The sequence below is a fragment of the Bradyrhizobium sp. 195 genome (genome assembly GCF_023101665.1).
Classification (GTDB): Bacteria; Pseudomonadota; Alphaproteobacteria; order Rhizobiales; family Xanthobacteraceae; genus Bradyrhizobium.
Map to the genome: position 1 here is coordinate 3,603,647 of NZ_CP082161.1, position 20,039 is coordinate 3,623,685.

At 62.5% G+C, this 20,039-nt stretch carries 21 protein-coding genes and 1 pseudogene; 12 read left to right on the forward strand and 10 right to left on the reverse strand.

The features are described 5' to 3' along the window. Positions 1–28: 28 nt before the first annotated feature. From IVB26_RS43535 to IVB26_RS16440, 6 genes and pseudogenes are all read right to left on the reverse strand, one after another. Positions 29–217, reverse strand: a pseudogene (locus IVB26_RS43535) (hypothetical protein); the annotation flags it as partial. 1 nt (position 218) lies between these two features. Beyond that, positions 219–533: a non-heme iron oxygenase ferredoxin subunit gene (locus IVB26_RS16420; RefSeq protein ID WP_247972600.1), complete on the reverse strand. Its 315-nt coding sequence runs from the start codon at positions 531–533 to the stop codon at positions 219–221. 9 nt (positions 534–542) lie between these two features. Beyond that, the gene (locus IVB26_RS16425; protein WP_247972601.1) at positions 543–1,304 is read right to left on the reverse strand and encodes an SDR family oxidoreductase; all 762 of its coding nucleotides are present in this window, start codon (positions 1,302–1,304) and stop codon (positions 543–545) included. A 12-nt stretch (positions 1,305–1,316) separates the two neighbouring features. After that, on the reverse strand, positions 1,317–1,802 hold the full coding sequence (locus IVB26_RS16430) for an aromatic-ring-hydroxylating dioxygenase subunit beta (RefSeq protein ID WP_247972602.1): 486 nt from the start codon (positions 1,800–1,802) through the stop codon (positions 1,317–1,319). Positions 1,803–1,816: 14 nt separating this feature from the next. Next, complete coding sequence (locus IVB26_RS16435; RefSeq protein ID WP_247972603.1) at positions 1,817–3,088, reverse strand: aromatic ring-hydroxylating oxygenase subunit alpha; 1,272 nt, start codon at positions 3,086–3,088, stop codon at positions 1,817–1,819. A gap of 21 nt (positions 3,089–3,109) precedes the next feature. After that, positions 3,110–4,327: an NAD(P)/FAD-dependent oxidoreductase gene (locus IVB26_RS16440; protein WP_247972604.1), complete on the reverse strand. Its 1,218-nt coding sequence runs from the start codon at positions 4,325–4,327 to the stop codon at positions 3,110–3,112. A gap of 183 nt (positions 4,328–4,510) precedes the next feature. Between IVB26_RS16440 and IVB26_RS16445 the strand changes: the two genes are divergently transcribed. The 3 genes from IVB26_RS16445 (at position 4,511) to IVB26_RS16455 (ending at position 7,087) form a co-directional block, all read left to right on the forward strand. Further along, positions 4,511–5,488, forward strand: coding sequence for an amidohydrolase family protein (locus IVB26_RS16445; protein ID WP_247972605.1), 978 nt, complete (start codon positions 4,511–4,513; stop codon positions 5,486–5,488). A 91-nt stretch (positions 5,489–5,579) separates the two neighbouring features. Further along, positions 5,580–5,978 carry a hypothetical protein gene (locus tag IVB26_RS16450; RefSeq protein WP_247972606.1) on the forward strand — a complete coding sequence of 133 codons (399 nt, stop codon included), beginning with the start codon at positions 5,580–5,582 and terminating at the stop codon, positions 5,976–5,978. A 134-nt stretch (positions 5,979–6,112) separates the two neighbouring features. Next, positions 6,113–7,087, forward strand: a complete 975-nt coding sequence (locus tag IVB26_RS16455) for a Bug family tripartite tricarboxylate transporter substrate binding protein (protein WP_247972607.1) — start codon at positions 6,113–6,115, stop codon at positions 7,085–7,087. A 1-nt stretch (position 7,088) separates the two neighbouring features. On the opposite strand, the gene IVB26_RS16460 is transcribed toward IVB26_RS16455, so the two are convergent. Then, positions 7,089–7,943, reverse strand: a complete 855-nt coding sequence (locus IVB26_RS16460; RefSeq protein WP_247972608.1) for a MaoC/PaaZ C-terminal domain-containing protein — start codon at positions 7,941–7,943, stop codon at positions 7,089–7,091. A gap of 242 nt (positions 7,944–8,185) precedes the next feature. Here IVB26_RS16460 and IVB26_RS16465 point away from each other — a divergent pair, with 242 nt between their 5' ends. Both IVB26_RS16465 and IVB26_RS16470 read left to right on the forward strand, forming a co-directional pair. Next, complete coding sequence (locus tag IVB26_RS16465; RefSeq protein WP_247972609.1) at positions 8,186–9,376, forward strand: ABC transporter substrate-binding protein; 1,191 nt, start codon at positions 8,186–8,188, stop codon at positions 9,374–9,376. A gap of 15 nt (positions 9,377–9,391) precedes the next feature. Next, positions 9,392–10,294: an SDR family oxidoreductase gene (locus IVB26_RS16470; RefSeq protein WP_247972610.1), complete on the forward strand. Its 903-nt coding sequence runs from the start codon at positions 9,392–9,394 to the stop codon at positions 10,292–10,294. Between the two features lie 46 nt (positions 10,295–10,340). Here IVB26_RS16470 and IVB26_RS16475 read toward each other — a convergent pair whose 3' ends face one another. Further along, positions 10,341–10,865 carry a MarR family winged helix-turn-helix transcriptional regulator gene (locus tag IVB26_RS16475; protein ID WP_247972611.1) on the reverse strand — a complete coding sequence of 175 codons (525 nt, stop codon included), beginning with the start codon at positions 10,863–10,865 and terminating at the stop codon, positions 10,341–10,343. A 223-nt stretch (positions 10,866–11,088) separates the two neighbouring features. On the opposite strand from IVB26_RS16475, the gene IVB26_RS16480 reads away from it, so the two are divergent. The 3 genes from IVB26_RS16480 (at position 11,089) to IVB26_RS16490 (ending at position 14,560) form a co-directional block, all read left to right on the forward strand. Further along, positions 11,089–11,970 carry an SDR family oxidoreductase gene (locus tag IVB26_RS16480; protein WP_247972612.1) on the forward strand — a complete coding sequence of 294 codons (882 nt, stop codon included), beginning with the start codon at positions 11,089–11,091 and terminating at the stop codon, positions 11,968–11,970. 47 nt (positions 11,971–12,017) lie between these two features. Then, complete coding sequence (locus IVB26_RS16485; RefSeq protein ID WP_247972613.1) at positions 12,018–12,818, forward strand: enoyl-CoA hydratase/isomerase family protein; 801 nt, start codon at positions 12,018–12,020, stop codon at positions 12,816–12,818. 116 nt (positions 12,819–12,934) lie between these two features. Continuing rightward, positions 12,935–14,560 (forward strand): AMP-binding protein, encoded by a 1,626-nt coding sequence (locus IVB26_RS16490; RefSeq protein WP_247972614.1) that lies wholly within the window; start codon positions 12,935–12,937, stop codon positions 14,558–14,560. Position 14,561: 1 nt separating this feature from the next. On the opposite strand, the gene IVB26_RS16495 is transcribed toward IVB26_RS16490, so the two are convergent. Then, complete coding sequence (locus IVB26_RS16495; protein ID WP_247972615.1) at positions 14,562–15,365, reverse strand: enoyl-CoA hydratase/isomerase family protein; 804 nt, start codon at positions 15,363–15,365, stop codon at positions 14,562–14,564. Positions 15,366–15,497: 132 nt separating this feature from the next. Between IVB26_RS16495 and IVB26_RS16500 the strand changes: the two genes are divergently transcribed. Beyond that, positions 15,498–16,373, forward strand: coding sequence for an SDR family oxidoreductase (locus IVB26_RS16500; protein ID WP_247972616.1), 876 nt, complete (start codon positions 15,498–15,500; stop codon positions 16,371–16,373). Between the two features lie 11 nt (positions 16,374–16,384). Here IVB26_RS16500 and IVB26_RS16505 read toward each other — a convergent pair whose 3' ends face one another. Next, positions 16,385–17,398: an NADP-dependent oxidoreductase gene (locus tag IVB26_RS16505; RefSeq protein ID WP_247972617.1), complete on the reverse strand. Its 1,014-nt coding sequence runs from the start codon at positions 17,396–17,398 to the stop codon at positions 16,385–16,387. A gap of 127 nt (positions 17,399–17,525) precedes the next feature. Here IVB26_RS16505 and IVB26_RS16510 point away from each other — a divergent pair, with 127 nt between their 5' ends. From IVB26_RS16510 to IVB26_RS16520, 3 genes are read left to right on the forward strand one after another with little or no spacing between them, the layout of a single operon-like run. Then, positions 17,526–17,978: a MaoC family dehydratase gene (locus tag IVB26_RS16510; RefSeq protein WP_247311537.1), complete on the forward strand. Its 453-nt coding sequence runs from the start codon at positions 17,526–17,528 to the stop codon at positions 17,976–17,978. Further along, positions 17,975–18,856 (forward strand): HpcH/HpaI aldolase/citrate lyase family protein, encoded by an 882-nt coding sequence (locus IVB26_RS16515; RefSeq protein WP_247972618.1) that lies wholly within the window; start codon positions 17,975–17,977, stop codon positions 18,854–18,856. The genes IVB26_RS16510 and IVB26_RS16515 overlap by 4 nt, the downstream gene beginning before the upstream one ends. After that, positions 18,849–20,036 (forward strand): acyl-CoA dehydrogenase family protein, encoded by a 1,188-nt coding sequence (locus tag IVB26_RS16520; RefSeq protein WP_247972619.1) that lies wholly within the window; start codon positions 18,849–18,851, stop codon positions 20,034–20,036. The genes IVB26_RS16515 and IVB26_RS16520 overlap by 8 nt, the downstream gene beginning before the upstream one ends. Positions 20,037–20,039 lie beyond the last annotated feature (3 nt).

Here is a 20,039-nt window from a genome sequence, read left to right on the forward strand (position 1 = left end):
GATGGAGCTGGGCGCCACGGGAGATGCCGGCCTCAGCCGCAACCTCGGCGGTCCGAAATCGCGCATAGCCTCGACGCCGGATCAGATTGGCGGCCGCCTTCAGGATCCGCAGCCGCGTTTCGGCGGTCCGCTCGGCCTGAGTCCGGCGGCGCGGCGGCGCCAGCGACCGCCGTGCGGTCTTGAGCGGAGCAGGAGTGCGATTGGGGCGGGATGGCATGTCAGACCTCGATCTGGACGTTCCCGTCCACGACGGTGACGGGATATGTCTTCAGGGCAATCTCGCAGGGCATGCCGGTCGGCTCGCCGGTAGTGACGTCGAAGGTTCCGAAGTGGAAGGTGCATTCAACGATCTTGCCGCTGATGATGCCTTCTTCCGATAAGGACGCCTCGCCATGGGTGCACATGTCGGCCGTCGCGTAGATCGTGCCAGCCACGCGATACAACGCGACATTGGTGCCGTCAGGCAGGGAAGCCTGCTTGATCTCTCCTTCGACAACTTCGACGGCAGCGCAGAGATTGACTGTTTCGGGCATGGCGAGAACCTAGAGCATGGTGCTGCCGCCATTGACGCTGATGACCTGGCCGGTCACGAACGATGCTTCGGCGGATGCGAGATAGGAGACCATTGAGGCGACTTCCTCCATTTCGGCTGGACGCCCCATGGGGATGACGCTGACGAATTTGGCGGCAAGTGCCGGGTCGCTCTTGGTGATGGCGGCCATCTGCGGCGTGTTCACCGCGCAGGGAGCAACCGTGTTCACGGTAATGCCATCCCTGGCGAACTCGCGCGCCATGCCGGTCGTCAGGCCGTGGACGCCGCCCTTGGCCGCATTGTAGGCAGCGTGGTCCCAGAGACCATTGCGCACGGAATCGGCGCCGAGATTGATGATGCGCCCGTAGCGCTGCTTCCGCATCGCAGGAGCCGCATACCAGGAGCACCACAGCACCGTCCAGAGATTACGATCAATCGTCCTCTTCAACGTCTCCGGTGTATGCTCCGCGAACGGCTTGATAATGCCGCCGCCGGCATTGTTGACGAGGATGTCGAGGCGGCCGAACCGTTCGGACGCAAGCCGGATGGTCTTCTCGGCGACGGCTTGTTCGGCGAGATCTCCGGCTTCGCTTGCGACCTCCACATCGAACTGGCTGGCGAGGCGTGCCGAAGCGTCCTTCAGCCCTGCCTCGTCGAGGTCGGCCAGAATCAACCTCGCGCCGTCGCTGGCAAGCCTCTCCGCGATTGCAAGGCCGATGCCTTTTGCAGCGCCGGTCACTACGGCGACATTGTTCATGAGCTTCTTGTCCACGATCGAACGTTCCTAGAGGATGATGCTGACGCGCCCTTGCGTGCGCAGTCCTTCGCTGTCGAGCAGGCAGCGCTTCTCTCTGATGCGCAAACGCCCGTTCTCGGCGACCAGCCGGTAGCGATTGCTGCCGAAATAGGTATCCGTGACGCCATCCTTGGTGCGATAGGTGATGAAGGCGGCGGCGACCTCCATCTCGCTGTCGCTCCGGCTCCGGATCCGCACGTTGCTGACCAGGTGCCGCGTGCGCGAATGCGGGAATTCGGCATGCGCTGTGCGCTTCATCAGGCGCTTGACGCGTTCGCTGAGGCGAAAGCGGTCGTCCGCAACATAGAAAAGGTTCTTCTCGGGCGAGGAGTCCGCGGGAACGTCGGTCGACGGTACGTAGTAGATCGCGTCCTCGGTGAACAGTTCGAGCCATTCCGGTAGCCGCCATTCGTCGAGCAACTCGGCCTCGGCAAACAGGAAATCCTCGACGTCGGCCCGGGTGATGTTCTGCATGTGCCTCTCCTGCCTTAGGCCGATGCGGCGAAGACATGCTTGTTCCAGTTCGACCAGAACGCGCGCATCTGTAGCTCGTCGTCATAGGCCGGCGTTTCCTTGCCCATCCCCTTGGAAATGTCGTTCCACTGCGCTTCCGTGGCGTTGCGGAAGCCGCGCTGGCACTGTTCCAGCGCCTCCACATCGTCGGGTGTCGCGAAGCCACCAGGGCCCAGGAATTCAAGGAAATTGAACAGGCGGTATTTGCGTGCCCAGTCGGTCTCTTCCTGTGGCGCGAGCGCCCATGCGTTGACGGTCATGAAATCGGGAGCGTGCGGATAATAGGTGCGGATCGTCACGGCCATGATGTCGTTGACGACGAGGTTGGGATACACGAACAGATTGCGATTGTAGTGCGCGATCCGCTTGGCGCGCTCTTCGCCGAAGCGGGTCACCAGTCCCTGGTAGAGCCGGTCAATCTCGCGCTTGCCCTCATCGCCCCACATGGGAACCCATTGTGCGACCGGACGTCCCCACGGCGCCTTGTACTCCAGCACGGCATGTCCATTGCCGAGATCGCGCGCGGCGCCCTCCAGCGGCACCGGCACGAGGCCGCCATTGGTGGCCTTGAGGTAGTCGAAGTAGGTCGCGTGGGTGGTGAGCGCGTGATAGCCGTCGATCGAGTTCTCGGTGAGCAATTTCCAGTTGGCGCGCATCGAGTATTCCTGCGTGCCGCCGACGATGGTCATGCCGGTTTCGGCCTGGTCGCCGATGATGTCGAGATATTCCTTCACCGGGCCGAGATAGACATCGAGTGCCTCGGCATTCCGGTCGAAGCACACGAAGCAGAAATCGCGATAGGTTTCGAACCGTGGCACCTGCTGCATGTTGGACGTGCTGCGCTCCTTGAAATCGGGCGCGTATGAGGCCTCGCCCGGCTGGCTGCGCAACGCACCGTCCAGCCCGAACACCCAGCCGTGATAGAAGCACTGGAAGGACTTCGCGTTGCCGTGCTTTTCACGGCAAACCTGTGCGCCGCGATGCGGACATGTGTTGAACATGGCCCGCAAGCCTCCCCTGGCGTCGCGCGCGAACAGAATGTTGCGGCCGCCGACTTGACGGGTGACGAAGTCGCCGGGCTTTGGAAGTTCCGAAGCGTGACCGAGATAGAGCCAGCATTTTTCGAAGATGCGCATGCGCTCGGCTTCGAGAATATCCGGATCGACGAAAGCCCGTCGGGAGACCTTGAAGATCTGCTTGGCCTCGTCGACCATCAGCGCTGTGTTCATTCGCTGGAACGCATTCATTGCAGTCCCTCCTTCGATATCTCAGTGTGGTTTTAGCGCCGATCTGAGGTCGTAGCCCGGTGCCTCCAGATCAGTGCGCCGCGGCCTTGCATCGGCAGCGATGATCCGCCGCAGCATCGCCATATCCTTCGCCGCGTTCACCGAGAGCGCGCCGACAAGCTCGGCGCCGCGCATCGCCATGATCGAAAATCGTCCGTTGTTCGGATCGCCGCGCGCGATGTGATCGGCATCGCGCATATCGCCGGTGACCTGGATGTTCAGGTCGTATTGGTCGGTCCAGAACCAGGGCGGGTCGTCGTATTCCCTCGGTTCTCCGATCATATTGGCGGCGACGGAGATCGCCTGGTTCTGGGCGTTGGCCCAGGTCTCGACGCGGACCGCGCGGCCGTGACAGCGGCTCCATTGCAGGGCGGCATCACCCGCACAGAAGATGTCGGGCATTGCGGTGCGGCCGCAGGCGTCGACGGCGATACCCTCGGCGGCGGGCAGACCGAGCCGGACGCCGAGTTCGGCCGAAGGGGTGACGCCGACGCCGACCAAAACCAGGTCGGCGGCGATCTCCGCGCCATTGCTCAGATTGACCGAACGCGACGTGCTTCCGGTCACCGTCGCGCCGAAGACAAAAGTAACACCGTGGCTGCGGTGCCTGTCGGCAACGAGGCCGCTAACCAGCGGCGGAAACGCGCGTGCGAGGAGACGCTCCTCGCTCTCGATCACAGTGACTTGGCAGCCGCTCTTGGCAGCGGCGCAAGCAGCTTCCAGGCCGATGACGCCGCCTCCGACGATCGCAATTTGCGACCTGGCCTGGATGTGACGACGAAATCGGAGCGCGTCCTCGACGCTGCGCAGATACTGGACCTCGATGCGTGCACCTTCCAGCGCGGGAAGCCGCCGCGGCCGTGTGCCTGTCGCGAGCAAAAGCCTGTCGAAATGGAAATTGCGTCCATCTGCGGTCGACACGATGTGGCGATCGGCATCGCAATCAATCGCCAGGGCGCCAGTCTCGATGCGGATATCAAGCGTCCTGGTCCAGTCTGCGGCCTGTTTGATGTAGGCGACAGGCGCATCGGAAGATTGCAGCAGGCTCTTTGACAGCTGCGGGCGTTCGTAGGGCGGGTGGGGCTCCTCACCAATCATCGTGATCGAACCCCTAAACCCGCGGGCTCGCATCGCTTCCGCAGCACGCGCTCCGGCCTGGCCGGCTCCCGCGATCACGATGTCGTTGATCGTTCGCGCCACGCTCGCTTTGCTCCTTGGTGCGATTGCCCGTCGCATTCCTTGTTAGATTGTTCACTAGCATACGAATATTGGGTTGCCTAGATAATAAAAACAGTCCAACCTGCTTGTAAGCGGACGACCTGCATCTTCGTAAGGCTGTCGGGTACGCGGGTTGCAGCGCAAGAAATCCGTCGGGAAAACGCCTTGGTCGAAGCGATCGATACCCACACCCATTTCGTTCCGCGGCATATCCCCGCGGAACCGGGGCGCAATCCGCTCTGGCCCTCCGTCGAGATCCGCCACGCTTCGGCCGCCGTTATGGTGGGGGGTAAAGTGTTTCGGGTGATCGACTCTCGAAGCTGGGACGCGCGCCGCCGGCTCGACGATATGGCGATTGACGACATCGATGTGCAGGTCGTCTCGCCGATGCCGGAATTACTGTCGCATTGGTTCCCGACCGCCGACGCGGACGCGTTGTGCCGTCACGTTAACGAGGGGATCGCGGCCCTATGTACAGATCATCCGGGCCACTTTGTCGGGATCGGGATGATCCCCATGCAAGACGCTGCGCTCGCCGTGCGGCGCATCGAAGAGGTGAAATCGCTCGGTCTGCGTGGCATCGAGATCGGCACACACATCGATGGTATGGCGCTCGGCGATACGTGCCTGAATGACGTCTATGCCGCGGCGGAACAGGGCGGCTTGACGGTGATGATCCATCCGCTGCATCCCCTCGGGCTTGATCGAATGGGCGGCCGTCCGGAGCTTGCGGCGGTGGCCGCTTTTCCCCTGGAGACAGCCTTTGCCGCCGTGTCGTTGATGACCAGCGGCGTGCTCGAGCGCTTTCCTGCCTTGCGAGTCCTGCTCAGCCATGGCGGTGGAGCACTACCCTGGCTGATGCCGAGATTGCGCCACGCGTATGGGATGGGGCCGCCGCTGGAGAGTCTCTTCGCGAGCAATCCGACGGAGATCGCCCGGTCCTTCTACTATGATACGATACTCTACGACGGACCGGCGCTGCGATATCTCGCTGACAAGGTCGGGACAGGCCGGCTCGTTGTTGGGTCGGATTACCCGTTCACGATCAAGCAAGAGAAGCCGGCACAGTTCGCCGAGCAGGCCCTGTCTGTCGAACGTGGAGTGCTATCCGCCAATGCAAAGCGGCTGTTTGTGCTCGGATAGGGAGGAGACATTGGGGCAATGCTATTCCTATCGCCAATTCTGTTCGCTCGGCCCGTTGCCGCCTCGCACGCCGGCACGACCGGATCCGCAGGTGCCGAAGGACTACAAGCTCGGTCCGTGCGCACATGGCAAGATCGGCGCCTTCTACTTCTACGCCGGAGGCTCGCAGGATGATCCCGCCTTTGGCTTCTGCGAGATCGAGCTGTCGGTCCAGTACGTGGCCGGGGACAGAATGCGGATTGAGCTCTACTGCGTTGCGGACGGTTATCAGAGCGCACGCGGCGTGGGTGCGAGGCATCCGCTGAAGATTGCGGTACTTGCCGGGGAGACCGTTCTGGGGACCGTGAACTGGCACTTTCCGGACGTGATCTGCGGCCACGCCGATCCCATGCATTTCGCGGCGGATATTGATCTGGACGAGGGGCTTTTTCCAAGGGCCGACCGCGTCGAACTGAGCCCGACGAGCGGCGAGTCGGAACCGTGCGCCTGATGTCTTCTGAAGTCGGCCAGAGGGTGTTCTCGTAGATTGTAAAGCAGAGTACGATATCGGAACAAATCGGAACTACGGGCTCGGCTGAGCCGCCGAGCGTATCGTCAAGTGCGACTTACACTCAAGGAGAAGCCATGCGATTTCGGCGTGCGATCGCTCAGTACCTTCTCGCCGTATTGATCGCGACGGCCAGTTGGCAGCAGGCGGCAGCGGAAACCTATCCCTCGCGACGCATCAACCTCATCGTGCCGTTCCCCGCAGGCAGCGCGACTGATGCAGTGACGCGGCGGCTCGCCGAAAGCATTCGCATCGAGACCGGAGCGACTGTGCTGATCGAGAACAAACCGGGAGCTGACGGCAATCTGGCCGCGCTTGCGGTGCTGAAGGCCGAGGCCGACGGTTACACGGTGTTCGTCACCACAAACTCGACGCAGGCGGCAAACATCAACCTGTTCAATGCGATGCCCTATGATCCCGCTGCGGACTTTACGCCTGTCGCCGGGATCATGACCATTCCGATGATGCTGGCCGTCAAGCCGGAGTTTCCGGCAAGAACGGTTGCAGAGTTCATCGCCTTGGCGAAGGCGCGCGAGAAACCAATTTCGTTTGGAAGCGGCAACACGTCGAGCCGGGGTGCTGCGGAGTTGTTTCAGGCGAGGGCCGGGATCAACATGCAGCATGTTCCGTATCGCGGGATGCCACAGGCTCTGACGGACGTGCTGGCGGGCGAGATCGACTGTGTCTTCGCCGATCCTGCGAGTGCGCAGGGATTGATCCAGGACCGCCGGTTGCGCATTCTCGCTGTGACGAGCAGCGATCGGCCGGCTGGCATGCTCGATGTTCCGACGCTCGCGCAGGCCGGACTGCCGGGCGCCGAGCTGACCGCCTGGGTCGGTGTCTTTGTGCGGGCAGGTACGGCTTCCGATATCGTCACGAAGCTCAGTCAGGCAGTGCTGGCCTTCGTCAACAGCAAGGATACTGCCGGATATCTCGAGTCCGTGGGTGCAAAGCCGTTTCCCGCTGGCCCCGGCGAGCTGAAGGCGTTCGAGGAAGCCGATACGCGGCGCTGGGCCGAGATCGTCGCGATCGCGAAGATCGAGAAGAAGTAGGTCAATTGCGGAGTATTACTGTTCCCCGATCAAGCACCACGAGATCGCGTTCGAGGACCCGTGAGCGAAAGCGGATTTCGCCGCCGACGGAGAGGAATTCCGTTCGGATTGTCTCCCCCGGAAAGACCGGACGGCTGAAACGGGCAGACAGTGAGAGGAGACGGTCGGGCTGGCCATCCGCGAGGGTGGCTATCACCGCGCGCGTTGCAATTCCGAGCGTGCACAGGCCGTGGAGGATCGGGCGGTCGAAGCCGGCCTGTGCGGCGGCGTCGGGATCGGCATGTATCGGGTTGTAGTCGCCGCTCAGCCGATAGATCAACGCGCTCTGGGGCAGCGTCGCAATGTCCTTGGCCCGCCAGGGGGCCTGCTCCGGAAGGGCGGCGGGTTCGGCAGGGACATTGCCAAAGCCGCCGCATCCACCGTCGCCGCGCAGGAACAGCACGCTGCGAACCGTCGCCAGCTTCCGTCCACTGACAGCGTCGTCGAGTGTCTTGACGAGGTGAAGGATCGCGCCCTTTTCCGCGCCCTTATCCGCCGCGGTGACAATCTCATAGCCGGCTCTAACCGTACCTTCCGCAGGTATCGGAGCATGAATTTCGAAGTGCTGCTCGCCGTGCAGGAGCTTCAACCAATCGATGCCGAGCTCAGGCCGTCTCGCCCAAAATCCGGGATGGGCGAGCACACAGCAGATCGATGGTACGGCCTTGAGAGCCGCCTCGTAGACGAAATCGAGCTGTGCTGGGTCAAGTGGATCGCAACCAAAGCCGAGGCCGAGCGCGTACAGCATGGTGTCGCGATGCGTGTAGCTCTGAGTGACTGGCTCAAAACGGAAATTCCGTACGGCTTCGAGGTTCAAGATGTCCTCCCGGGATTGCGAGGCTTCGATTTATCGGGATGCGATCGAATGGCAGTTGCAACTATGCCCCATCACATAGTACACAAGTGTACTAATTTGCCCGTGGCAGTGCAATGGGAGCGAGAGGGAGAGGCGCCGTGGAGTGGGATGCTGGCCATTCAAGTCGGGCGGCCTGTGTCGCGGGACTGTACACGCGGCTTTTTGGGCGACAAGGAGGTCGCGACGCTGTCAGGGCCGCGGCGGTGATCCTGGTTGGTCTGCACGCAAGTCAGGCCTCGGCTGGAGAGAAGCGATATGGCCCAGGTGTCACCGACACCGAGATCAAGATCGGCAACACGTCGCCCTATAGCGGCCCGGCATCGGCCTTCAGCATGGTCGCCAAGTCCGAGGAGGCGTATTTCCGCAAGGTCAACGCGGAGGGAGGCGTTAACGGCCGGCGCATTGTCTTCCTGTCATATGACGACGCGTACTCGCCGCCGAAGACGGTCGAACAGACGAGACGGCTGGTCGAGAGCGACGAGGTTCTGCTGGTCTTCAACGCGCTCGGCACCGCGGCCAACTCGGCCGTGCAAAAATATCTGAACGCCAGGAAGGTGCCGCAACTGTTCGTGTCGAGCGGGGCGGCCAAGTGGAATGATCCCCAGAACTTTCCCTGGACCATGGGATTTACCCCAAGCTACGAGACCGAGGGCTACATCTACGCAAGATATGTGCTTCGAGAGCGGCCCGCGGCGAAGATCGCGATCTTCTTCCAGAACGACGATTTCGGAAAGGACTACCTCAGGGGGATCAGGAAAGCGCTCGGCGACAAGGCAGGGTCAATGATCGTTGCGGAGGAAGCCTTCGACGTGTCGGAGCCGACGATCGATTCCCACCTCGTCAAGCTGAAGGCGACTGGCGCCGACGTGCTGTTCAATATCGCAACACCGAAGTTCGCGGCGCAGGCAATTAAGAAGGTGTCGGAGCTGGGCTGGCAGCCGCTGCATCTTCTCAGCTATGTGTCGGCCTCGATCGGTAGCGTGATCAAACCCGCAGGGTTCGAGCATGCGCAGGGGGTGATCTCGGCTGCGTATTTCAAGGATCCGAACGACCCCACATGGAAAGACGATTCCGGCCTCAAGCAGCTCAACCAGTTTTTGGATGAGTATTTTCCGAGCGCGGATCGCAGCGATACGCTGATCGTGAACGGCTACAACACGGCGCAGGCGCTCGTCTATCTGCTCAAGCAGTGTGGCGATGATCTCACGCGCGAGAACGTCATGCGGCGGGCGGCGCAGCTGAAAGAGGTCGAACTGGGCATGCTGCTTCCCGGCATCCGCTTGAATACGTCACCGGGCGATTTCGCCCCGGTGAAGCAATGGCAGTTGATGCGCTTCGAGGGGGCGAACTGGCATCTGTTCGGCGACGTCATGAGCGGCGAAACGAAGAATTAGGCAGGGAGACGACAAATGGGAGGATTATGTGCCGGGCGGGTCGCGATCGTGACGGGGGCCGGCCGCGGACTTGGTCGCGAATACGCGCTGATGCTGGCGGAGCAGGGCGCCAAGGTCGTGGTCAACGATCTCGGCAGCACGGCAGCGGGTGAGGGCGCCGATCTCTCGCCTGCTCAAGAGGTTGTCGACGAGATCAGGCGCGCCGGTGGCGAAGCCATCGTGAACGGCAGCGATGTCAGCGACTGGTCCGGCGCCAAGGCTCTGATTGACGCCGCCGTCGACGCTTTCGGCCGGCTCGACGTCCTCATCAACAACGCCGGCATCTTGCGGGATCGCATGATGGTCAACATGACCGAGGCGGAATGGGATGCCGTGATCAAGGTGCATCTCAAAGGCACCTTCGCCCCGTCTCACCATGCCGCGCAGTATTGGCGTCAGGAAACCAAGAAGCGTGGCGCGCCGGTCAGCGCCCGCCTGGTCAACACCTCGTCGGCCTCCGGATTGTTCGGCAATGTCGGCCAGAGCAACTATGGGGCGGCCAAGGCCGGTATTGCCGCCTTTACGATCATCAGCGCGATGGAGCTGCGCCAATACGGCATCACCGTGAATGCGATCGCGCCGCGCGCGCAAACCCGCATGACCGAAGGATTGCGTGAGCGCACCGAGGAGGAGATCAAGCGCCGGAACCCGCGTTGGGTCGCGCCGATCGTGGTTTGGCTCGCGAGCGAAGAGTCAAAGGACGTGACCGGTCGCGTCTTCGAGGCCGGCGATGGAATCCTCAAGGTTGCCGAGGGCTGGCATGCGGGGCCAGGAATTGAGCCGGTCGAGGATCCCAACGAACTCGGCCCTCAGGTGGCGAAACTGATGCAGGAAGCGCGGCCCAACGCCGATATCTGGGGGCGAGACATCGTCTCATGAGCTTCCCAAGGACTCCTCCCGGAGCACCTCAGGCGGGTGGCTGGCCTCAGGCCGCCGCCCGCCGCTTTTTCCGGGTTTTGGACCGCGGCGCGTCTTCCTCCTCGCCCTCTCCACGCTCGGTCTCCGTGCCATCAGACATGGCCAGAAGGTTGTGCTTCATCGCAAGGAGCGCTTCCGAAGCGGCTTCCAGTTGCTTGCGATCGATACCATTGACGATTCTTGCATTGAACTTGTCGGTTTCCTTCCGGAGCTTTTCGAGGAATCCGCGGGCCTGCTTGGTGACATAGACGCGCTTGATCCGCCGGTCGACCGGATCGGCCTGCCGAACTACGAAGCCCGATGTCTCCAGTCGATCGATCAGGGCCCCGACGGCGACCTTGCCGACATCGAGCTCGTTGGCGAGCTGCACCTGGGGAAGGCCATCCTTGCGGGAAATGAACGCCAGGACCCACCATTGCGAGCGGGTGATCCCGAGCGGCGCAAGCGCCCGATCGAACATCATCCTCCTGAGCCGCGATACGTCATGGATGAGATATCCAAGCCGAAGATCCCAATCGGGCTGATCAACCATCGATGTTTCCCTTGAGGCGAGTCGGAGGTAGAGGTTCAACTAATACCATACACCAGCGTATTTTAAAGGAAAGGTCGTGGGACCGGCCGAAAATCCCTCATTTCTTGCCGGGACCTCAGATTTACAAAACCAGTACGCTAGTGTATTAGTTGGTGGTAGGCGCCCCTTCACCAGATTGCAGAGGCGCCCGTGGCAGGAATTCAATCACAGGAAGGAAGTCGCCATGTTCGACCCCGCTGTGCTCAAGGGAAAGCGCATCCTGGTAACGGGCGGAGGGACAGGTCTCGGCAAGGAGATGTCGGTCGGTTTCGCCGCCCACGGTGCTCACGTCTACATCTGCGGGCGGAGGAAAGAGGTCCTCGACCAGGCCGTGCGGGACATCGGCGAGAGGTCCGGAGGGGCGGTTTCCGCGCTGCTTGCCAACGTGCGTGATCCCGACAGCGTCGAAGCGATGATGTCGAGCATCTGGGCGGAGGGGCCACTCACAGGGCTTGTCAACAACGCCGCGGCCAACTTCCTCGCCCCCACTGAAAGCCTGTCGCCGCGCGGTTACGAGGCCGTCCGCTCCACGGTGATGGATGGTTCGTTCTATGTCTCGCTTGCCTGTGGCAAGCGGTGGATCGCCGCGGGCCTCCCAGGCAGCATCATTAGCAACCTGGTCACCTGGGTGTGGACCGGATCGGCCTACGTGGTGCCAGCGGCGATGGCGAAGGCCGCCGTACACGCCATGACCATGTCGCTCGCGGTCGAGTGGGGACCCAAGAATATCCGCGTCAATGCCATCGCGCCCGGCCCGTTCCCGACCGAGGGGGCCTGGGACAAGCTTAATCCGCTCGCCGAGACCGGCGTCGGCGCGACCCAGGCCGAGGAGGTGCCGCTACGCCGTTTCGGCAAGATGGACGAGTTGCGCAATCTCCTGATCTTCCTGATGTCGGATGGCTCGAGTTACATCACGGGTGACACGATCAGTATCGACGGCGGGCATCATCTGGCGGCGCCAAGCACTTTCGCAGGCCTTTCAAAACTATCGGCGGCCGACTGGCAGCGTGCGCGCGAATCCATTCAAGCATCGGTTCAGAAAGAGAAACAGGCGCGCTCCATCTGAGCTTCTGGGGAGCCGGCGCCTCGGGCGCGTTATGAAGGGAAGAGCCGATGGGACTGGCCATACCGACAAAGAGTTTCGAATGCACCATCGACGGTGGTCTTGTCCATATCGTTCTGGATCAGCCCACCCGTGGCAATCCGATTGACGGCGACTTCTGTCGCGAGTTTGGCCTGGCGATTGCTGAACTGAGCGAGCGTACTGACGTCAGGGCCGTGCTGCTATCCGCACGCGGGCGGCTGTTCAGTGTGGGCGGCGACCTCGCGGCGTTTATGAAGCAGGGCGACGCGCTGCCCGGAACGATCAAGGCCTGGACCGCCGATCTTCACGTAGCGCTCTCGCGGATGGTGCGCATGCGAGCCCCCGTCGTCGCGGCGGTTCATGGGAACGTCGCGGGCGGCAGCGTTTCGCTGATGGCGGCGGCAGACCTCGTGGTGATGGCGGAATCGGCGAAGATCTCGGCTGCTTTCTCCAGGATCGGCTTCAGCCCAGACAGTGGGTCGACCACGACCGTCACGCGACGCATCGGCGTCGCGCGCGCAAGACGTTTTTTCCTGCTCGGCGAGACGCTCGATGCCGCGACGGCGCTGTCGCTTGGATTGGTTGATTTCGTCGTTCCGGATGCTGCGGTGCAGACGGAGGCTGCGCGGCTGGCAAGGCAATTTGCGACGGGCCCGACGGAGGCGTTTGGCGCGATCAAGCGTCTGTTTTCGCAAACGGCCGATCGATCGTTCGAGAGCCAGCTCGAGGAGGAGGCGCAGACGCTCGCCGCGATGTCGCGAACGGCCGATGCGCAGGAAGGCGTCAGGGCATTCGTCGAGAAGCGGAAGCCGGTGTTTTCCGGAAGATGAATACGAGCGGAAGCGACAATTTCGACCATTGGCAAGAAATCGTACGCTACAGTAACGTATCATAGCGAATGAATAATCCGGCCCCGAAGCCGGAAAGAGCACCAGTAGAGGGAGAAATGATCGTGGTCGCCGCCATACGAGACACGTCTCATACGAACTTTCGGCAAGCCGGCTATTGGCTGGACAAAACCGTCGATCAGCTTCTGACGGAGGTCGTTGCAAGATCTCCCGACAAGGTCGCGGTAGTTGCCGACCGCGCCGATCGCGATCAGGGCCGGCGTTTCACCTACAGGGAGCTGGATGATCTCGCCAATCGGGCCGCGAGCTCGCTGCTGCGGCTCGGCGTTGGGCACGGCGACGTGGTCACCGTGCAATTACCCAATTGGTGGGAGTTCGTCGTCACGGCCTTCGCATGCAGCAAGATCGGCGCGGTCATGAATCCGGTGATGCCGATCCTGCGAGAGCGCGAGCTGGTCTACATCCTGAACTTCTGCCAGGCGAAGGTCTTCATCGTGCCGAAAAGCTACCGTGGCTTCGACTATGCGGCGATGGCGCAGGGCATGCGCGCCGAGCTGCCGCACTTGAAGCACGTGATCGTCGCCGACGGCGAGGGCGACCAGGGGTTTGAGGGAATGCTGCTATCGGCCGGCGCAGACGAGCTCCCGCCCGGCTTACGCCCGGATGACATGGCCGTGCTGATGTTCACGTCGGGCACGACCGGCGAGCCGAAGGGCGTCATGCACACGTCGAACTCGCTGATCGCATGCTGCAAGGCATTGTCAGGCCGGTTCGGTCTTGATTCCAGCGACGTGCTGCTGGTGGCCTCTCCGGTGGGCCATATGACCGGCTATGCTGCGGTCGTCCTGTTGTCCGTGTATCTCGGCGGCACGATGATCCTTCAGGACGTCTGGGAAGCCAAACGCGGCGTCAGCCTGATGGCTCGTGAAGGTGTCACCTATACTGCGGCTTCGACGCCGTTCCTGAGTGACATCTGTGATGCCGTGAAGGATGGCTCGCCGCAGCCGAAGAGTCTGCGGTCCTTCCTGTGTGGCGGGGCGCCGATTCCGTCGATTCTCATCGAGCGTGCGGCCGGTGAACTCGGTCTCAAGGTCTGTTCGCTCTGGGGTATGACGGAAGTGCTGTCGGGGACGCTGACAGAGCCGTCACGCGCGGCCGAGAAGTCGGCGAGCACGGACGGCCGATCGCTGGAGGGGATGGAAGTCAGGATCGTCGACGCCGAGGGGAATCCAGTGCCTGCGGGCGAGCCGGGCCGGTTGCTGGTCCGAGGTGCTCAGATGTTCAAGGGCTACTACAAGCGGCCGGAGTTGCCGACCTTCGACGGCGACGGCTGGTTCGATTCCGGCGACCTCGCCTACATGGACAAGGACGGATACATTCGGATCTCCGGCCGGGTGAAGGACATCCTGATCCGCGGCGGCGAGAATGTGCCGGTCGTCGAGATCGAAAATCTGCTCTACAAGCATCCCGCGGTGTCCGCAGTCGCGGTCGTCGGCTTTCCGGATGCCCGGCTCGGCGAGCGCGGTTGTGCGTTCGTCGTGCCCCGCAGCGGCTGCACGATCGATCTGACGTCAATGCAGGCCTATCTTGGCGAGGCGAGGATGGCGAAGCAGTTCTGGCCGGAGCGCGTTGAACTCGTCGCCGAGCTTCCGCGCACGGCCAGCGGCAAGATCCAGAAATTCAGGCTGCGCGAGCTTGCTGCGGCGTTTGCCGATGTAAAGTAGGTCACTGGTCGGAGTAGGTCGGAGTTCGTCGCTCGCGAAACGCGGCGACGGCTTCCGCATGATCGTTGGTTTCGAGGAGGATGACCTGTTGCCGGTCCTCCATCATTAGCGCCGCGTCGAGGCTCGGCGCGTCGATCAGCATGTTGAGGGCCTGCTTGGTCATGCGCAGACCCATCGGCGACACACGTAACATATCCTCGGCGAGCTCAATGCCCTTTGTCAGAAGATCTTCGGCAGGAACGATGTCGCTGACCAGCCCAATCGCTTTCGCCCGTTCAGCCTTGAGGAAGCGACCCGTGAGCAGGAACTCGGAGGCCACTGAGAGGCCGACGAGACGTGGCAGTAGATAGCCCGAGCCCATGTCACAGCCGCCGACACCGATACGGATATAGGCAGCGTTCATCCTCGCGTCGGGCGCCGCAAAGCGGACGTCGCAGGCGAGCACGAAAGAGAAGCCCGCGCCACACGCCGCGCCGTGGACGAGCCCGATGATCGGCTGCGGACATGACCGCATCAGGCGGATGACCCCGGAGTAGTTCTGTTGCACCTTGAGTTGGCGCTGCGGCCGACCCTTGCCGGGCGCGGCAAACGCATCCGATCCGAGTTCAGCACCGGCGGAGAACTGTTCCCCATTGCCGCGCAACAGCACGACGCGCGTCGTCGGTCGGTCGTGCAGGTCGATAAAATAGGCGGCCAGTTCCGCGATCATATCGGGGGAGACAGCGTTGAGCTCGGCCGGACGGTTCAACGTCAGGATATCGATCGCGCCGCGGCTCTCGACGGTGATGGTGCTCGGCTTCGTCATGGGCTCGCTCTCCATCGGTGATTGTCTTTGATGTCATATAGTAATAAAGTGTACGATCATGACGCGCAATGCCGTCCTCGCTTGCCGAAGAGAGAAGACGGCCAACCACACGACGTTCAAGGGAGACAGGAGATGCCATACCAGTCGGTGTTCAGGCCGGACCTGTTCAAAGGGCAGGCCATCATCGTGACCGGTGGCGGCAGCGGGATTGGACGGTGCACCGCTCACGAGCTTGCGGCCCTCGGTGCGAATGTCGCAATTCTCGGCCGAACGATGGAAAAGCTCGTCGAAGTCCAGCGTGAGATCGAGGAAGACGGCGGACAGGCGATGAGCCATGCCTGCGACATCCGCGATGAGGCCATGGTGGTTGGCGCAATTGACGCCGTGCTCGCGCGTTACGGCCGCATTGACGGCCTGGTCAACAATGCGGGGGGACAATTCCGGGCGCCGTTGAAGACGATCTCGACCAAAGGCTTCGAGGCCGTCGTGCGCAACAACCTGACCGGCGGCTTCATCTTCATGCGCGAGGTCTACAATCGCTGGATGGAGGCCAATGGTGGTTCGATCGTGAATATCATCGCCGATATCTGGCATGGCTGGCCGGAGTTCGGCCACTCGGCGGCCGCCCGCGGCGGCATGCTCACCTTGACCGAGACGGCTGCGTGCGAATGGTCGTCCTCAGGCGTCCGCGTCAACGCCGTCGCCCCCGGCGGCATCGTCTCCAGTGGGTTCGATACCTACACACCGGAGATGCAGAAGAAGCTCCATGACTTCACCGCTGGCGTGCCGCTTCAGCGCTTCGGGACGGAGGCCGAGATATCCGCCGCAATCACATATTTGCTGTCGCCTGCAGCTGCCTATGTCACCGGATCCTGCATCCGCGTCGATGGCGGGACGCCAAATGCCCGCACGACATGGAAGCTCGCGCCGCACAATCGCAGCCTGCCTTTCGAGGGCTTCCACCGCGCGAAATTGCCCGAGGTGATGAAACGGAAGGCCAGCGCGTAGCGGCCGGTCGATCAGTCGACAGCGATGATCAACTTGCCGTGGTTTTCACCGCGATAGAGCTGCGCGATTGCGCCGGGGGCATGCTCCAGTCCTGGGAGGATCTGCTCGTCGTGGACGATCCTGCCGGCAAGCGCGAGCTCGGCGAGGCGCGCCGCAGCCGCGTCGAATTCGGTGAGGTAATCGAAGATGATGAAGCCCGACCAGCGCAGGCGGCGCGTGAGAACCTCGCGTTCGGGGCGTGGGCCGCTCGGAACGGGCGTCCAGGACGCGTTCGCGGCCGTGCCGCACTGGATGATGCGTCCGCGCAGCCGCATGGTCCGAATCGCGGCATCGGCGATCTCGCCGCCGGTGTTGTCGAAGAAGATATCATTGCCTTCCGGGCATGCCGCGCGAAGCGCCGCGCCCAGGTCGGCGGTCTCACGGTAATTGATCATGTCCTGATAGCCATACCGGGCCTTGGCCTGCGCGATCTTGTCGGCGGAGCTGGTGAGGCCGACCGCTCGGCAGCCTGCGATGCGCGCGAGCTGGCCGACAAAGCTTCCGACGCTGCCGGCAGCCGTCGACACCAGCACGTGCTCGTCGGGCTTGGGATCACCGAGGCCGTGAAAGGCGAGATAGGCGGTCAGGCCGTTCATGCCGAGCACGCTGAGATTGGCGCTGAGCGGGAGGGCGGATGGAACGACGCGGCGCAGAACGGCGTCCGGTGTGGCGACGCAATAGCGCTGCCAGCCAAACCATCCGTAAACGAATTCCCCAGGCCGAAACGCCGGCACATTGCTTTCGACGATCTCGCCCACGGCGAGCGCGCGCATCGGCGTGTTCAGAGGCACCGGCGCGCTGTAGTTCCCCTCGTCATTGGCCCATCCGCGCTGTGCCGGATCGACCGAGAGATAGCGGTTTTCGACCAGGATCTCGCCTTTGCCGGGTGCGGTCACGGGCTCTGTCGTGAGCGAGAAGTGTTCGGCCTGCGGTATCCCGCTTGGCCGGGTCGTCAGCCGCACCTGTCGATTTTCGCGCCGGGACATGAGCGTTCCCTCATAACTAGTACGCTTGTGTACGATATGAGTATACGGTAGAAGTCGGGCGGGAGACAAGGATATTGCGGCGGCAGCGACCGCCGCATCACCCTGCAATAGATGACAAGAGGCAGCAATGGCGGGGCTTTACTTCGAGCAGTTTTCGGTTGGACAGACCTTCGTCCATGAAATCCGGCGCACGGTGACGGACATGGACAACATCCTGTTCTCGTCGCTGACCTACAATCCGGCGGCGGTCCATATCGACCACGAATACGCCAAGGGCACCGAGTTCGGAAAGCCCCTGATGAATTCGATCTTCACGCTCGGCCTGATCATCGGCCTGTCGGTCCAGGACACGACGCTGGGAACCACGGTCGGCAATCTCGGCATGGAGGACACCAAATTCCCGCGACCGGTGTTTGCCGGTGACACGCTGCGGGCCGAGACCAAAGTGATTGCAGTCAGGGAGAGCAAGTCGCGACCGACGCAGGGCATCGTGACATTCGAACATCGCGGCTTCAATCAGCGCGATGAGGAAGTGGTGTACTGCCGCCGAAGCGGGTTGATGATGCGGAGGCCCGCATGAAGCTGCGCTCGCTTCTCTTCGTGCCCGCCGACAGCGAGCGCAAATTCGCCAAGGCGGACGGCATCGGCGCCGATGCGCTGATCCTCGACCTCGAGGATTCCGTGGCACCCGGGCGGAAGGCTTTTGCGCGAGGAGCCGTGAAGGAGCTGTTGGGCGGGCGGCCGCGCAACTGGTCATTCCTGGTCCGCATTAATCCGTTCGGGACGGGCCTCACGCTGGAAGACCTGGCGGCGGTGGTTCGTCCGGGACTCGACGGTCTCCTCATCCCGAAGGTCAACGGCATCGAGGATGTCGACCTCGTCTCGCACTATGTCGATGTGCTGGAGGTCGCGGCCGGCATTCCGCCGGGGCACGTCAAGCTGCTGGTTGTTGCGACCGAAACGCCGGCCGCCATGATTGGGTTCAATGGCTACGCGCGCAAGAACGAGCGGCTGGTTGCGATGACCTGGGGAGCGGAAGACCTGAGCGCGGCCTTGGGTGCGCTCACGAACAAGGAGGCGGACGGCAACTGGACCTTCCCCTACCAGGTGGCTCGCGCGCAATGCCTGTTCGCCGCGGGTGCGGCCGGTGTCGCTGCGCTGGATACGCTCTATGCGGACTTCAGGGATCAGGACGGGCTCGCCGAGAGCTGCCGCCTCGCACGCCGTGACGGCTTCATCGGTCGGGTCGCGATCCACCCCGATCAAGTCGCGACCATCAATACCTGTTTCACGCCCTCGGATGCCGATCTCGTACACGCACGCCGCGTCGTCGCGGCGTTCGCCGCGGCGCCGGATGTCGGTACGGTCGGGATCGACGGGAAGATGTACGACATTCCGCATCTGGTGGCGGCGCGGCGTACCCTTGCGTCGGTCGGGGAGGGACATTCGAATGGATAACAGGTCATTCTCCAATCAGGTCGACGTGCCCGAAGATCATGCGGCGATCCGTGAAGGCGTGCGTGCAGTCGTCTCGCGGTTCGACGATGAGTATTGGCTGGCGCGTGACGACGACGGCGAGTTCCCGCGCGAATTCCATCGCGCCATGGCCGAAGCCGGTTGGCTTGGCATTACGATGCCCGAGGAGTATGGCGGCGCCGGGCTGGGGGTCACCGAGGCCGCGATCATGATGCATGAAGTCGCGAGCCACGGTGGCGGCATGACGTCGGCGTCGGCCGTGCATATCAACCTCTTCGGGCCGCACCCGATCGTGGTGAAAGGGACCGATGACCAGAAGCGCCGCTGGGTGCCGCGCCTCGTGGCGGGCGAAGACCAATGCTGCTTCGGCTTCACCGAGCCTGATGCCGGGCTAAACACCACCCGCATCAAGACATTCGCAGAGAAAGTCCCTGGCGGCTATCGCGTGCACGGACAAAAGGTCTGGACGTCCACTGCACAGATCGCGAACAAGATCATGCTGCTGACACGGACGACCAAGTTCGAGGACTGCAAGCAGCCGACCGACGGCATCACCATCTTCTATACCGATCTCGATCGCTCCAAGATTGAAGTGCGTCGTATCCCGAAGATGGGACGCAAGGCTGTCGATTCCAACGCCATTTTCATCGACGGCCTCTTCATTCCCGAGGCAGATCGGATCGGCGAAGAAGGCAAGGGCTTCTCCTACATCCTCCACAGTCTCAATCCCGAACGCATCCTGATTGCGGTCGAGGCGATCGGAATCGGGCAGGATGCGTTGCGCCGTGCCACCCGCTATGCCAGGGAGCGGGTCGTGTTCGACCGTCCGATCGGTCAGAACCAGGGCATCCAGCACCCGCTAGCCGAGAAATGGATGTACCTCGAGTCAGCGTGGCTGATGGCAATGCGCGCCGCCTGGCTCTACGATGCCGGAAAGCCGTGTGGCGCCGAGGCCAACAGTGCCAAATTCCTCGGTGCGCGCGCTGGGCATGATGCCGCCTGGCAAGCCATTATGACGCATGGCGGCTTCGGGTATGCCAAGGAGTATCACGTCGAGCGCCTGTTCCGCGAAGTCTCGATCACCCGGCTCGCACCGATTACCGAGCAACTCATGCTGAGCTTCATCGCGGAGAAGGTGCTCGACCTGCCGAAGAGCTACTGACGC